We start from the raw sequence: 14,156 nt of genomic DNA, 5'->3' as shown, positions 1-14,156 counted from the left end.
GATTTAATATTCACTTTTCATCTCAATAACAATTCTCTTATGCAAGGGTTGAATATGAATATTCGCAAGGCTGCCGCCTCCACCATCGCTTCCACACTTCTTTTGACGCTCGCACTCAGCGCCAGCGCAGCCGACCTGCTCGACACCGTCAAACAGCGCGGCACCCTCAAAGTTGCACTTGAAGGCACCTACCCGCCCTTCAACTACAAGGAAGGCGGCCAGCTCGCCGGCTTTGAAGTGGAACTGGCCAATGCCTTGGCGCAGAAGCTGGGCGTCAAAGCCGAGTTCTCCACGAGCGAGTGGAGTGCCATCCTGGCAGGCCTGCAGGCCGGCAAGTACGACGTGGTGATCAACCAGGTCGGCATCACCGACAAGCGTAAGGAGACCTTTGACTTCTCCGAGCCCTACACCATCTCTGCACCGCAACTGATCATCCGCAAGGATGAAAAGCGCGAGTTCAAGACGTTGGCCGACCTCAAGGGCAAAAAGCTCGGCCTGGGCCAGGGCACCAACTACGCCGACATCGCCAAAAAAGTCGGCGGCATTGACGTGAAGACCTATCCCGGCGCGCAAGAGTATTTGCAAGACCTGGCTTTGGGCCGCATTGACGCCGCGCTCAACGACAGCCTGCTGATTCCCTACATCGTCAAACAAACCAAGCTGCCGCTCAAGCCCGGTGCGCCCGTGGGCGACCTTGAAAAATCCGGCATTCCCTTCGTCAAGAACAACCCGAAGTTCAAGGCCGCCATCGACAAGGCGCTGGCCGACCTGCAGGCCGACGGCAGCTTCGCGAAGATATCCACCAAGTGGTTTGACCGCGACGTGAGCAAGCCGCCTGTCGCCGTGAAATAACCGAAGTAACATTCGATCAGCCGCGCGCCGCTTTCCGGCAGGCGCCCTGAAGCAACCCCGGCTCACTGCCGGGGTTTTTATTTGTGGAGACTCCCATGGATTTGTCTGGCTTGACCCAGTTGCTGCGCGATGCCCTGCCACTGATGCTCAAAGGCGCGGCGTGGACGCTGCTGCTGGCGGTGGCATCTGTATTCTTCGGTGCCATCATCGGTACCATCGTGGCCGTGACGCGACTGGCGAAGGTGCCTGGGCTTTCGCAGTTTGCAACGCTGTACGTCAGCTGCATGCGCGGCACGCCGCTGCTGGTGCAGCTCTTCGTCATTTACTTCGGCCTGCCTAGCATCGGCATCCAGTTCGACCCGATCAGCGCGGGCATCCTGGGCCTGAGCCTGAACGTGGGAGCCTACCTGTCGGAAACCATTCGCGGCGCGATCAACGGTGTGGAACACGGGCAGTGGAACGCCGCCCGCAGCCTGGGCCTCACACAAGCGCAAACACTGCGCTATGTGATCGGCCCGCAGGCCCTGCGTCTGGCGGTGCCCAGTCTCTCCAACAGCCTGATCAGCCTGATCAAGGACACCTCGCTGGTGTCGGTGATTGCCGTGGGCGAGCTGATGCTGGCGACCAAGGAAGTGATTGCCACGACCTTCCAGCCCTTTCCGCTGTACCTGGCGGCGGCGGGCATTTACTGGGCCATGAGCGCCTCGTTTGAAACGCTGCAGAAAAAGCTTGAAGTGAGGCTGAACCGCAGTTATCTGCGTTAGGGCCGGCTCTCGGTTGCCCGATCAGTTATCGCTGATCAAACCGCTTTGCAGCGCTTGCTCGGTATTCGCAAAAATCGCCATCGCGGTCAGCATGCGACTAAAGCCAAGCTTGCGGTAAAACGGTTCCTTGCCGGCCACCGCGTAGAGGATGATTTTTTTGTGACCGCCGGAAAGCCGCACCAGCGCCGCGACCATGTCCTTGCCCATGCCGGAGCCCTGCCGGTCCGGCGCTACCGCGATGTCGCAGATATAAGAGCAATCCTTGCCGTCCGCCACCGCACGGCCGGCGGCAATCAGCTTGCCGGCGTCGTACACAAAACACTTGAACATGCTGTTGGTGAATACGACCTGCAGGTCGGCCGGCTTCTTGTCGCCCAGTGGGGCCATCCGGTAAAGGTTCGACAGTTCTTCCCAGTCTGCGGCGACCATGCCTTCCGATGAATATTTCCAGTCAAGCGCCAAGGTGAACTCCTTTTATCTTCAAACAGTATGAGGCGTGATGCACACGCTTTTTTGGACTATAGCCCTCGCGTCGAACTGACGCGTGCCCCCTCAGAACAGCCGGCCCTGCCCTTCGGCACCCGCAGCCGCTGGCGGCCGGAACCGGCTCAAATCCAGCTCAATGCGCTGGCGGTTAAAGCCAATCCGGTTGCAGGCTTTCTCAAAACGCTGCTTGATGAGTTCAGCCCACAGGCCGTGGCCTTTCATGCGCGAGGCAAAGTCGCTGTCGTAATCCTTGCCGCCGCGCATTTCGTGGATGCGCGCCATGATGCGCGCGGCGCGCTGCGGGTAGTGCAGCTCCAGCCACTCCTTGAAGATGGGTGCCACTTCCCAGGGCAGACGGATCACGGTATAGAACGCGCTGCGCGCACCGGCCTCCCAGGCGGCCTCCAGCACATGCTCCATGTCGTCGTTCACAAATGGGATTTGCGGCGCCACACTGACGCCGACGGGAACGCCGTGCTCTGCCAGCGTGCGGATGGTGCGCAGGCGCCGGTGCGGTGCGGCCGCGCGCGGCTCCAGCTTGCGCGCGAGTTCGCCGTCGAGCGTGGTGATGGTCACGTAGGCGGCGGCCAGCTTGTCAGCGGCCAGCGGCGCCAGCAGGTCCAGGTCGCGCTCCACGCCGCTGGATTTGGTGATCAAAGAGAACGGGTGCCGCACTTCCTGCATCACCTCGATGATGCTGCGCGTCAGTCGCAGCTCGCGCTCGGCGGGCTGGTAGCAGTCTGTGGCCGAGCCGATGTTAAGCAGCTTGGGAACATAGCTGCGTTTGCGCAGGTCGGCGCGCAGCACCTCGGCAATGTTGCGCTTGGCGATGATCCTGGTTTCAAAGTCCAGCCCAGGCGAAAGATTGAGGTAGCTGTGTGTGGGCCGCGCATAACAGTACACACAGCCATGCTCACAGCCCCGGTAGGGATTGATGCTGTAGTCAAAAAAGATATCGGGCGAATCGTTGCCGACAATGGCGCTGCGCGCTTCTTCCATCGTGACCGTGGTTTCGATCCGGGGCGCCTCGCCCGCCGCGCCTTCTTCCAGCGTACCCCAGCCGTCGTCCCATGCGTTGCGCACGTCTTTTTCAAACCGGTGCGGCATGCGCGTGGCAGTGCCTCGGCCCTTGATGGCGTGTAGCGGGATGATGGCGTCGGACATGGATTAATAAGATTTGGTGGGGGCAAGCGCAGTGCCCGGCAAGGTCGCAGAAAAATACTGTATATAAATACAGTATATTCAAACAAAAACCCTTTAGCAAATGTCTGCAACAGGGCCCGCAATAATGGGTTTAAAGCAGGAGACGTCCCATGGCACACGTACTGGTAAAACTCACCGGCGCGCCGCTGGCCGCCGTTAAACAGCAGCTGGAAAAGGACGCGGACGAACATGCGAAGCAAGGCATGTATCTGGAGCACCTCTGGCAAAACGCGGAAGACGCGGCCGAGGTGTTTTTCCTGTTTCAGGTAAAAGACCTGGCGCATTGCCGGCAGCGCATGAAGCAGACGCATGCAAAAGCCCGAGAAGAAAACCCCGATGCACCGCTACCGGCCCTGACGTTTCTGGAGGATGCCTGAGGACTCATCCAATGCAGTCATTGATACGCCCCCTTTTTTCATTTTTCCGTCCCTCTTCTCCCTTTCCGTTTCACCATGATCCAGCGTCCCGAAAACCTTTATGCCCGCTACCACGCCCATGTGTACTTCGGGCCCGGCACCGTTGAGCAGGCACGCGCCCTGTGCGAAAAGGCCGGTGCGCTTTTCGGGATTGCCGTGGGGCGGGTGCATGAACGAGAGGTGGGGCCGCACCCGCGCTGGAGTTGCCAGCTGGCATTTGACCGCGCGGCGTTTGACAGCGTCATTCCCTGGCTCGAAGAACACCGCGACGGACTGGATGTGTTTGTGCACGGGCTCACCGGCGACGACCTGGCCGACCACACCACGCATGCCTCATGGCTGGGTGAGCCTGCGGCATTGAAGCTGGAGATGTTCAGGCAGTGAGCCTGGCTCCGGTTGAATGCTATTAATTCAATAGCTAGTTGCGCTTGTCCAGAAAGGCGAAGAGCTGCTTTTTAACGCAAATAAAAGCGACTCAACCAGCGCGGCCGCAAAGGAATCGGCCGCGATTCCACCGACTGATACAGCACCCAGCCCGCCAGCAGCGACAGCAGGAAGGCCAGCAGCAGGCCCAGCACATTTGCCGCAAGCTGCGTGGGCCAGAAATGGCTCACGATGGCATTGACCAGCAGGCACACCGGAAAGTGGATGAGGAACACAGAGTAGGACATCTGGCCCAGCTGCACCAGCCGGCGCTGCTGCAGCCATCGCACCGGCCAGGACTGTGGCTGCAGCACCGCCAGCCCGACCAGGCCGAAGGCGGTGACCAGTGCCACCACCAGGCGCCCCCTGAAATCCAGCGCCAGGGCCAGCCCGCCCATCACCGCCAGGGTCACGAGCCAGAAGCTGCGCCGCGCGCCAAGGCGGTTTGAGGCCCAGAAGGCCAGCATGCCCAGGGCATAGGAGCCGCAAAAATAGAGGGCGGTGATATCAAAGGCCGGCAGGCGGTTGAAAAACAGCAGCGAAGCCAAGGCTACCAACAGGATGAGGCTCACGCCGAGCGGGGCCGAAACCGAAGTGGTATGCGTTGCATCGCCGTCATGCGGCTGAAACTGGAACCGCCGGGCAAAGGCAAAAATGAGAACCGCCATGGCGTAGAGCTGGAAGTCGATGGCCACGTACCAGACTCCAGCAGAAAGCGCATCCTGTCCGAGCAGGTCCTGCAGCAACAGGACATGGGCGAGCAGCTGGTGCACCGTGGGAGCCTCCGGCACCGAATGATGTGCGAACCAGGGCCTGACCAACGCGGCCACGAGCATACTCACGGCCAGCGCCACCCCATAAGGTTTGACGAGCCGCCAGTAGCGGCGAAAAATCAGGGCACCAGATGAGCCGAACACGGCCACACCCTGCGGCGCCAGCGAGGCCGCCGCCAGAAAACCGCTCACGACCAGGAACACCTGCACGGCCATGCGGCCGTAGTCGTAAAGCCAGTCCATCAAGGCCGGTGCAAACGGGTGCACCACATCCGACATCGGGCCGTAAAAAGCCAGGTGATGCAAAACAATGAGTACGCAGGCCAGCCCTTTGAGGGCATCCATGCCGGGAAAGCGTCGGGTCGCGGTGGTCAAGGCGGGTATTTCAGGCGCAGCGCTGCTCAAAGGTAGCGATGGCGCTTAAGCGCAGACCCGTTTGCGTGCCTGCTCGTACTCGCGCCTGAGCTGGTCCACAAAGGCCGCGGCGCTTTGGACCTTGCTGACAGAGCCAATGCCCTGGCCGCAACCCCAGATGTCTTTCCACGCTTTGGACTTGCTGCCTTCGCCGCCGCCGAAGTTCATGGTCTTGACGTCGCCTTCGGGCAGGTTCTCAGGGTCCATGCCAGCAGCGCGAATCGACGGTGCGAGGTAGTTGCCGTGCACGCCGGTAAAAAGGCTGCTGTAGACGATATCGTCGGAATTTCCGTCAACGATGGCCTGCTTGTAGGCGTCGGCGGCGCGCGCTTCGTCCGTCGCGATGAACGCCGAACCGATATAGGCAAAGTCGGCGCCCATGGCCTGCGCAGCCAGAACCGCGCCGCCGGTGGAGATGGCGCCCGACAGCGCCAGAGGGCCGTCAAACCACTGGCGGATTTCCTGGATCAGCGCGAACGGGCTTTTGACGCCCGCATGGCCGCCCGCACCGGCGGCCACGGCGACCAGGCCGTCGGCGCCTTTTTCAATGGCCTTGCGCGCGAACTTGTTGTTGATGATGTCGTGCAGCACCACGCCGCCGTAGCTGTGGGCGGCAGCGTTGATGTCTTCGCGTGCACCCAGGCTGGTGATGTAGATGGGCACCTTGTACTTCACGCACATTTCCATGTCGTGCTCCAGGCGGTCGTTGGACTTGTGCACGATCTGGTTGATGGCAAAAGGCGCCGCCGGCTTGTCAGGGTTGGCCTTGTTGTGGGCTGCCAGTGCCTCGGTGATCTCGGCCAGCCACTCATCAAGCTGCGACGCGGGCCGAGCGTTGAGCGCGGGCATGGCGCCCACCACGCCGGCTTTGCACTGCGCGATGACCAGCTTGGGATTGCTGATGATGAAGAGCGGTGAACCGATGATGGGCAAAGGCAGCTTGTTCAATGCGCCGGGCAGTCTGGACATGGTGGCTCCGTTGTTATTCTGAATTCAAGAAAAAACATGCTGCAGCCCTTTACTGACGGGCGCTAACAGCTATCAAATAAATAGCAGTGTGTACGGGGGTCAGAACGCGTCCAGCGCCAGCGCCGTGACGCTGTCTGCACCATCGACAATGCTGTCGCGCACGCCGGGCACCTTGGTCAGCAGGTGGTCAGCATAAAAACGTGCGGTGGTGATCTTGGCCTGCATGAAGGCGACGTCGATGCCTTGGGCGATTTGTTCTTGCGCCACCAGCAGCGAACGCGCCATCTGCCAGCCGGCCACCACATTGCCCGCGAGCATGAGGTAAGGCACGCTGCCGGCAAACACGGCGTTGGGGCTGGCTTTGGTGTTGCCGGCCACGAAATCCACCACATCGATGAATGCCAGGCGCGCGGCCTTCAGGCGCTTGGCCACGGCCAGCGCGTCAGCACTGCCCTGCTTGAGCAGCTCGCCTTCGGTTTTTTCGATCTGCGCGGCAATCGCCTTGGCCGTCTGGCCGCCATCGCGCGAAGTCTTGCGGCCAATCAGGTCGTTGGCCTGGATGGCGGTCGTGCCTTCGTAGATGGTCAGAATCTTGGCGTCGCGGTAGTACTGGGCGGCGCCGGTTTCTTCAATAAAGCCCATGCCGCCATGCACCTGCACACCCAGCGACGTCACTTCCAGGCTCATCTCGGTGCTGTAGCCCTTGACCAGTGGCACCATGAATTCGTAAAACGCCTGGTTCTGCTTGCGCACATCCGCATCGGGGTGGTGATGCGTTGCGTCATACGCCGCAGCAGCGACAGAAGCCATGGCGCGGCAGCCTTCGATGTAGGCTCGCATGGTCATCAGCATGCGCTTCACGTCCGGGTGGTGAATGATGGGCGCGCTGGCCTTGATGGAGCCGTCAACCGGTCGGCTTTGCACGCGGTCTTTGGAAAATTCCACGGCTTTCTGGTAGGCGCGTTCGGCAATCGCGATGCCTTGCATGCCCACGGCGTAGCGCGCCGAGTTCATCATGATGAACATGTACTCGAGGCCGCGGTTTTCTTCACCGACGATGTAGCCTACGGCGCCGCCATGGTCGCCGTACTGCAGCACGGCAGTGGGCGACGCCTTGATGCCCATCTTGTGCTCGATGCTCACGCAGTGCACGTCGTTGCGTGCACCGAGTGCGCCGTCTTTGCCGACCATGAACTTGGGCACGACAAAGAGGCTAATGCCCTTGACGCCTTCGGGCGCGCCGGTCACGCGGGCGAGCACCAGATGCACGATGTTCTCGGCCATGTCGTGCTCACCATAGGTGATGAAGATCTTGGTGCCGAAAACCTTGTACGTGCCGTCGGGCTGCGGCTCGGCACGGCTGCGCACCATGGCGAGGTCCGAACCAGCTTGCGGCTCGGTCAGGTTCATGGTGCCAGTCCACTGGCCGCTCACCAGCTTTTCAAGATAGACCGCCTTGAGGTCGTCGGAGCCGGCCGTGAGCAGGGCTTCAATGGCGCCGTCGCTGAGCAGCGGGCACAGCGCAAAACTCATGTTGGCGGAATTGAGCATTTCACCGCACGCTGCGCCTATGGTTTTGGGCAAACCCTGACCGCCAAAATCAGCCGGGTGCTGCAGCCCTTGCCAGCCGCCTTCGACGTATTGGCGGAAGGCCTCCTTGAAGCCAGGCGTGGTGGTGACTTCGCCGGATTGAAAGCTCGACGGATTGATGTCACCGTCACGGTTGAGCGGAGCCAGCACGCCCTCGTTGAACTTGGCGCATTCTTCGAGCACCGCTTGCGCGGTGTCGAAGCCGGCTTCTTCAAAGCCGGGGATTTGCGCGATCTGTTCGATGTTGGCCAGGTGTTTGATGTCAAACAGCATGTCCTTGAGGGGGGCCTTGTATGTCATGTTTTTGTCTCCGGAAAGTTGTCTTATGCCCGGCGAAGGCAGGGTAAAAATCGGTGCGCCGCCATGGCCTGTCGGCTTGGGATACCCCAGGCGAAATCGGGGTCTCAATTGCCAGGTGAACTCTTGAATCTAGGGCGAAAAATCACGAACTGGAGGTTCCACCAGTTTTTCGGATTTCCGCACGACATAACCGTTGTCCATCAAGGCATTGAGCCAGCCCGCTGCCATCAGGTCCACATGACCCGAATCCGGGGCCGAGGCGTAAAACGCATCCTGAAACTCCAGCATGGGCACGAGCTTCTTGCTGTACAGCGTCACGCGGTAACGGGTAGAACCCCTGCGGGCTTCATGGCCCTGGGAGGTGACGGTAGAGCCCATCGGAACAAACAGCAGCGTGTTGTAACCCTGGCCGGACCATTCGCCCAGCACGCCCCTGATATTGGAACGCTGGCCGAACGTGCCTGCGTACTTTGCGGGAACTCCGTTGAGCTGCATGAAGTCTGCGGCGTGCCCAACACTTTGGTTCATCAGGCGGTTGTCGAGTACACCCGAGAGCCTGTAGCCTTTGACCAGGTCCGGGTTTTGGTTGGCCCACTCGGGGGTCACAAAAACCAGGGCCAAAGACGTCACAGGCTCCTTGATGTCCGACTTGACGCTGACCTGTTCGACTTTGCGGTCAAGCCCCGCGCACGCAGCGAGGAGCAAGCCCGCCAGCATCAAGGCCATGCATGCGCCTCGCCTCATGCCGGATTGGCCGGGTTGCTGCTTGGCTTTCATGTCGCGCTGGCCTGAAACCGTATTACAGGGCTGCGACCAACTCGGGTACGGCAGTGAACAGGTCGGCCTCGAGACCATAGTCAGCGACGCTAAAGATAGGCGCTTCGGGATCCTTGTTGATCGCCACGATGACCTTGCTGTCTTTCATGCCGGCCAGATGCTGGATCGCACCGGAAATACCGGCGGCGATGTAGAGCTGCGGCGCGACAATCTTGCCGGTCTGGCCCACTTGCCAGTCATTGGGGGCGTAGCCTGCATCAACCGCTGCGCGCGATGCGCCGAGAGCTGCGCCCAGCTTGTCTGCCAGCGGCGTCAGCACTTCGTTGAATTTCTCGCTGGAGCCCATCGCGCGGCCACCGGAGACGATGATCTTGGCAGCCGTCAGCTCAGGGCGGTCGCTCTTGGCGATCTCGGAGCCCAGGAAGGTCGACTTGCCGCTGTCGGCAACGCCCGCGGGCGTTTCGATGGTTGCGGAGCCGCCCGTGGCGGCCGCGGCGTCAAAGCCGGTGGTGCGCACAGTGATGACTTTGGTCGCGTCCAGGCTTTGCACGATGGCGATCGCGTTGCCCGCGTAGATGGGGCGCTCGAAGGTGTCGGCGGCATCGACCTTGGTGATGTCGGAGATCTGGCCGACGTCCAGCGTTGCGGCCACGCGGGGGGCGATGTTTTTGCCCGAAGCGGTGGCGGGAAACAGGATGTGCGAATAGGCGGAAGCGATGGCCAGCACCTGGGCGGCCATGTTTTCAGCCAGGCCGTGGGCGAAATGCTCGCCTTCGACGTGGATGACTTTGGCCACGCCGGCAATGGCGGCGGCGGCTTTGGCGGCGGCTTCGGCGCCCTTGCCGGCCACCAGCACGTGCACGTCGCCACCGCACTGGGCGGCAGCCGTCACGGTGTTGAGGGTCGCCGGTTTGATGGAATTGTTGTCGTGTTCTGCGATTACAAGTGCGGTCATTTCAATCAACTCCTTAGATGACTTTGGCTTCGTTCTTGAGCTTGTCCACCAGGGCGGCCACGTCGGCCACCTTGATGCCGGCGCTGCGTTTGGGCGGCTCGCTGACCTTCAGGGTCTTGATACGCGGCTTGACGTCGACACCGAGCTCTTCGGGCTTGAGGTTGTCGAGCTGCTTTTTCTTGGCCTTCATGATGTTGGGCAAGGTGACGTAGCGCGGTTCATTGAGGCGCAAATCGGTCGTGATGATCGCCGGCAGCGTGAGCGAGAGGGTTTCCAGGCCGCCGTCGACTTCGCGCGTGACCTTGGCGGTGCCGCCTTCGACTTCGACCTTGGAAGCAAAAGTGGCTTGTGGCCAGCCCAGCAACGCAGCCAGCATCTGGCCGGTCTGGTTGCAGTCGTCGTCAATGGCCTGCTTGCCGAGGATGACGAGTTGCGGTTGCTCTTTTTCGACCAGCGCCTTGAGCAGCTTGGCGACGGCCAGCGGCTGCAGTTCTTCGGCGGTTTCGACCAGGATGGCGCGGTCGGCACCGATGGCCATGGCGGTGCGCAGGGTTTCCTGGCACTGCAGCACGCCGCAGCTCACGGCGATGACTTCGGTTACGACACCCTTTTCCTTCAGTCGCGTCGCTTCTTCAACGGCGATCTCGTCAAACGGGTTCATGCTCATCTTGACGTTGGCGATGTCGACACCAGTGCCATCGGATTTGACGCGGACTTTGACGTTGTAGTCCACAACGCGTTTGACGGGAACCAAGACCTTCATGAGAGGACTCCAGAGTTGATGGATTGAGTACGAATTGAAATCGAAATGAAATCGGGACTGAATTGACGTTAACGTAAACGTAAGCTTTGCATTCTATGCTGCGGCGCCCCTGATGCGGGCTGCTCAACTGGTCGCCGGAGGGTATCCAGGGGAACCAGGCAGAAAAAGAACGATCGTTCTATTTTTCATTATAGGGCGCCGGATACAGCGAATTAGAGCATCCTGCCCAACCACTGTCCTTCAGGTGTCTTTCAGGCGTCAATTGCCGATGCAGCGAACGGAGGTCGGGCAGGGAAAAAGCGCGCCGCAGGCCGTTTGTGGGCCGCTCAGGAAGGCTTGGCACCGGTAGCGCCCTTCTCGCCCTCCACGTTTTTTGCATTCTCCGAAATGCTCACGCGGGTATGCACCACACGCTGCGGGTACGGAATTTCGATGCCGTGCGAGCGCAGCGACTCCAGGACGGCGAGGTTGACACGCGAGCGCAGGTTCTGCTGGCCGTTTTCGGGATCAACCATCCAGTAGTTGAGCGTGAACTCGAGCCCGTCGACGCCAAAGTGGGTCAGATTGACGCTGGGACCAGGGTCGCGCAGCACACGGTCCTGCTTGAGCGCGGCTTCGCTGAGCAGGCCCATCACCAGCTCGACGTCGCTGTCATAGCCCACCGACACCACGGTGGACTGCAGCACCTGCGTATCGCTGAGCGAGAGGTTTTCAACGCGGCTGCTGATGAACATCTCGTTGGGCACGATGGATTCGCGCCCGGACGGTGCACGCACCACGGTGTAGCGCGCATTGATATCGGTGATGCGCCCTTCAAAGGTGTCCACCCGCACGTTGTCACCGATGCGCACACTGCGCTCGGCCAGCATGACAAAGCCGCTCACGTAGTTGGCCGCCAGCTTCTGCAGGCCAAAGCCCACACCCACGCCTACCGCGCCGCCCAGCACCGACAACGCCCTGAGGTCAATGCCCACCGACGACAGCGCCAGCATCAGGCCGACAAACATCAGCATGGCACGCACCGCATTGCTGACAGCCTTGCGCAGGGAGAGCTCGTTGCCGGTGGCTGAACGCAGCAGGCGCGCCTCAATGGCCGAAGATATCCACAAGGTGATCAGCAGCACCACACCGGCTGTCACCGCACCTTCAAGCATGGTGCGCACCGACAGCGTCGAGTTGCCGACCTTCCACTTGATGTCGTCGAGCTCATCAAGTATCACAGGCAAGAAGCCGCTGACCCACAGCACCATGGCGATCCAGGCCAGCCAGGAAATGGTGCGCTCCAGGGCCCGCACGAGCGGCGCGTCCTTGAAGGCCACCTGCAGCACCTTGACCCCCAGGCGGATCACCGCCAGCGACAGCAGCACAGGAATGGCTACCTTGAATACCGCCAACGGAAAGGTCCTCGCCAAAAGGACCTGCACCGCATTGGCAAAGAAAAGCAGCAGCAGCGGAAACAGCACGCCGTCAATCACGCGCCGCCCGAAAAGGATGGAAGTCCCATCGACCGCCATACGTGCGCGGCCCGCCATGCGCACCACCAGCCAGGCCAGCAACGCGCAGGAAATCAGCGCGGCCAGCTCCGTGAGGGCGGTAGGCTGGGCCAGTGCCGCAAACCAGTCATCCAGCGCATCAATGCGGACGGGAGGAACGGGACGGGTCGTCAGGGCGCCGGCGCTGGCCATTGGGGTTTCCTTTTTTCGATGAAGGCTTGCACGCCTTCCTGTGCCACGGCATGGACCATGTTGCAGGCCATGGACTGGCCCGCCAGCTGGTAGGCGGCCTCGATGCCGGTTTCACGTTGCTGGTAGAACAGCGCCTTGCCCATGGCGAGTGCTTCGCGCGGTTTGGGCAGGAGCGACTGCAAGAGTTTTTCGACTTCGCCCTCGAGGGATTCCGGTGATGCGACACGGTTCACCAGCCCGCGCGCACACGCTTCGTCCGCGGTGATGAATTCACCCGTGAGCAGCATCTCCATGGCTTGCTTGGCCGGAATGTTGCGCACCAGCGGCACGCTGGGCGTGGCGCAAAACAGGCCCACATCGATGCCATTCACGCCAAAAGTCGCATTGCTGGAGGCCACCGCCAGGTCGCATTGCGCCACCAGCTGGCACCCGGCCGCGGTGGCCAGGCCCTGCACCTGCGCGATCACAGGCACCGGCAGCCTCTGGATGCTGAGCATCACGCGCGTGCACTGCGCAAAAAGCTTCTGGTAATAAGCCAGCTCGGGCCGGGCGCGCATGTCTTTCAGGTTGTGGCCGGCACAAAAAGCCTTGCCCTCGGCCGAGATGACCACCGCGCGCGCCGAGCTGTCGGCCGCGATCAAATCCAGTGCAGCCTGCAGTGCAGACAGCACGTCTTCACCGAGCGCGTTAAAAGTAGACGCCCGGTTCAGCACCAGGCGGTGGACACCGCGCGCGTCATGCGTGTGAAGCACGGGAGCCGAAAGCTCAGCAGATACGGCACTCATGAATGCCCTACAAATCGGCCAGGACGCGGATATGCGCTTCCACGCTGCGCGCCAGCGCATTCAGGTTGTAGCCACCCTCCAGCGACGAGACGATACGGCCTTGGGAATGGCGCCTGGCGACGTCCTTCAGGCGCTGGGTGATCCAGGCGTAGTCCTGCTCGACCAGACCCATCTGGCCCAGGTCGTCGTCGCGGTGCGCATCAAAACCCGCGCTGATGAAAATCATCTCGGGCTTGAATTCTTCCAGGCGCGGAATCCATGCCGCTTCGATCAGCTCACGCACGGCCATGCCCTTGGTATAGGCCGGCACGGGCAGGTTGAGCATGTTGCCTGCATGATTTTCGGTGCCGGTATATGGGTAAAACGGGTGCTGGAAAAAGCTGACCATCAGGACACGGTCGTCGCCGCTGAGGATGTCCTCGGTGCCGTTGCCGTGGTGCACGTCGAAGTCGACAATCGCCACGCGCTTGAGGCCGTGGCGCTCCAGCGCATATTTGGCAGCAACGGCGACGCTGTTGAAAACGCAAAATCCCATGGACCGGTTGTGGCAGGCATGGTGGCCCGGCGGGCGCACCGCGCAAAACGCGTTCTCAAGCTCTCCGGACATCACAGCGTCGGTGGCCGCCAGCACGGCGCCGGTCGCGCGCAGGGCGGCGTTCCAGGTGTGCGCATTGAGCGCGGTATCGGGGTCTATCTGGGCATAGGCCGGCCCGCCGGCCCTGATGTCGTCGACCAGACTGTCGCTCAGGCCGCGGATCGCCGCCACCATCATGCGGTCGTGCGCCAGCTCGATGTCGCCCAGCGCTGCCAGGGGGGCCTCGCGCGCGTCCAGGGCGTCCTTGACGCCGGTCGCCAGCAACCAGTCGTCAATGGCGTCGAGCCGCTCGGGACATTCCGGGTGGCCGGGGCCCATCTCATGCTTGCGGCAATCTGCGTGCGTGAAATAACCAGTCGCGTTCATGGGGGAAATAATTTGTAAAAAATTACGGTATGGTTGGCAC

Annotated in this window: 15 protein-coding genes; 4 read left to right on the top strand and 11 right to left on the bottom strand. The window is 61.4% G+C overall.

Annotated elements, in window-relative coordinates; genetic code table 11:
• Window positions 1-54 precede the first annotated feature (54 nt).
• Window positions 55-852, top strand: a complete 798-nt coding sequence (locus AC1DVV_RS03990; RefSeq protein WP_457278877.1) for a transporter substrate-binding domain-containing protein — start codon at window positions 55-57, stop codon at window positions 850-852.
• Between the two features lie 95 nt (window positions 853-947).
• The gene (locus tag AC1DVV_RS03985) at window positions 948-1,616 is read left to right on the top strand and encodes an amino acid ABC transporter permease (protein ID WP_457278878.1); all 669 of its coding nucleotides are present in this window, start codon (window positions 948-950) and stop codon (window positions 1,614-1,616) included.
• A gap of 21 nt (window positions 1,617-1,637) precedes the next feature.
• On the opposite strand, the gene AC1DVV_RS03980 is transcribed toward AC1DVV_RS03985, so the two are convergent.
• A complete protein-coding gene (locus AC1DVV_RS03980) occupies window positions 1,638-2,078 on the bottom strand; it encodes a GNAT family N-acetyltransferase (RefSeq protein WP_457278879.1) in 441 nt (146 codons plus the stop codon).
• Window positions 2,079-2,168: 90 nt separating this feature from the next.
• Entirely contained in the window at window positions 2,169-3,266 is a 1,098-nt protein-coding gene (locus AC1DVV_RS03975; protein WP_457278880.1) for a PA0069 family radical SAM protein, read from the bottom strand.
• A gap of 149 nt (window positions 3,267-3,415) precedes the next feature.
• On the opposite strand from AC1DVV_RS03975, the gene AC1DVV_RS03970 reads away from it, so the two are divergent.
• Together AC1DVV_RS03970 and AC1DVV_RS03965 are read left to right on the top strand one after the other, a co-directional pair.
• A complete protein-coding gene (locus AC1DVV_RS03970) occupies window positions 3,416-3,682 on the top strand; it encodes a hypothetical protein (protein ID WP_457278881.1) in 267 nt (88 codons plus the stop codon).
• 75 nt (window positions 3,683-3,757) lie between these two features.
• Entirely contained in the window at window positions 3,758-4,105 is a 348-nt protein-coding gene (locus AC1DVV_RS03965; protein ID WP_457278882.1) for a DOPA 4,5-dioxygenase family protein, read from the top strand.
• A 71-nt stretch (window positions 4,106-4,176) separates the two neighbouring features.
• Here the strand turns inward: AC1DVV_RS03965 and AC1DVV_RS03960 are convergent, their stop codons facing one another.
• The 9 genes from AC1DVV_RS03960 to AC1DVV_RS03920 all read right to left on the bottom strand — a co-directional run bounded on the left by AC1DVV_RS03960 (window position 4,177) and on the right by AC1DVV_RS03920 (window position 14,116).
• Window positions 4,177-5,292 (bottom strand): acyltransferase family protein, encoded by a 1,116-nt coding sequence (locus AC1DVV_RS03960; RefSeq protein ID WP_457278883.1) that lies wholly within the window; start codon window positions 5,290-5,292, stop codon window positions 4,177-4,179.
• A 45-nt stretch (window positions 5,293-5,337) separates the two neighbouring features.
• Window positions 5,338-6,300, bottom strand: a complete 963-nt coding sequence (locus tag AC1DVV_RS03955; RefSeq protein ID WP_457278884.1) for an NAD(P)H-dependent flavin oxidoreductase — start codon at window positions 6,298-6,300, stop codon at window positions 5,338-5,340.
• A gap of 99 nt (window positions 6,301-6,399) precedes the next feature.
• A complete protein-coding gene (locus AC1DVV_RS03950; protein ID WP_457306790.1) occupies window positions 6,400-8,190 on the bottom strand; it encodes an acyl-CoA dehydrogenase in 1,791 nt (596 codons plus the stop codon).
• Window positions 8,191-8,319: 129 nt separating this feature from the next.
• The gene (locus AC1DVV_RS03945; RefSeq protein WP_457278886.1) at window positions 8,320-8,967 is read right to left on the bottom strand and encodes a hypothetical protein; all 648 of its coding nucleotides are present in this window, start codon (window positions 8,965-8,967) and stop codon (window positions 8,320-8,322) included.
• 22 nt (window positions 8,968-8,989) lie between these two features.
• Window positions 8,990-9,922, bottom strand: a complete 933-nt coding sequence (locus AC1DVV_RS03940; protein ID WP_457278887.1) for an electron transfer flavoprotein subunit alpha/FixB family protein — start codon at window positions 9,920-9,922, stop codon at window positions 8,990-8,992.
• A gap of 13 nt (window positions 9,923-9,935) precedes the next feature.
• Window positions 9,936-10,685, bottom strand: a complete 750-nt coding sequence (locus tag AC1DVV_RS03935) for an electron transfer flavoprotein subunit beta/FixA family protein (protein WP_457278888.1) — start codon at window positions 10,683-10,685, stop codon at window positions 9,936-9,938.
• Between the two features lie 326 nt (window positions 10,686-11,011).
• Window positions 11,012-12,370 carry a mechanosensitive ion channel family protein gene (locus tag AC1DVV_RS03930; RefSeq protein WP_457278889.1) on the bottom strand — a complete coding sequence of 453 codons (1,359 nt, stop codon included), beginning with the start codon at window positions 12,368-12,370 and terminating at the stop codon, window positions 11,012-11,014.
• Complete coding sequence (locus tag AC1DVV_RS03925) at window positions 12,349-13,155, bottom strand: enoyl-CoA hydratase (protein WP_457278890.1); 807 nt, start codon at window positions 13,153-13,155, stop codon at window positions 12,349-12,351. Before AC1DVV_RS03925 ends, AC1DVV_RS03930 begins: the two co-directional genes overlap by 22 nt.
• A 7-nt stretch (window positions 13,156-13,162) precedes the next feature.
• Complete coding sequence (locus tag AC1DVV_RS03920) at window positions 13,163-14,116, bottom strand: histone deacetylase family protein (RefSeq protein WP_457278891.1); 954 nt, start codon at window positions 14,114-14,116, stop codon at window positions 13,163-13,165.
• Window positions 14,117-14,156: the final 40 nt, after the last annotated feature.

It is taken from the genome of Polaromonas sp. P3_B4 (assembly GCF_056402835.1).
This window is presented reverse-complemented; position numbering and strand designations above follow the sequence as displayed.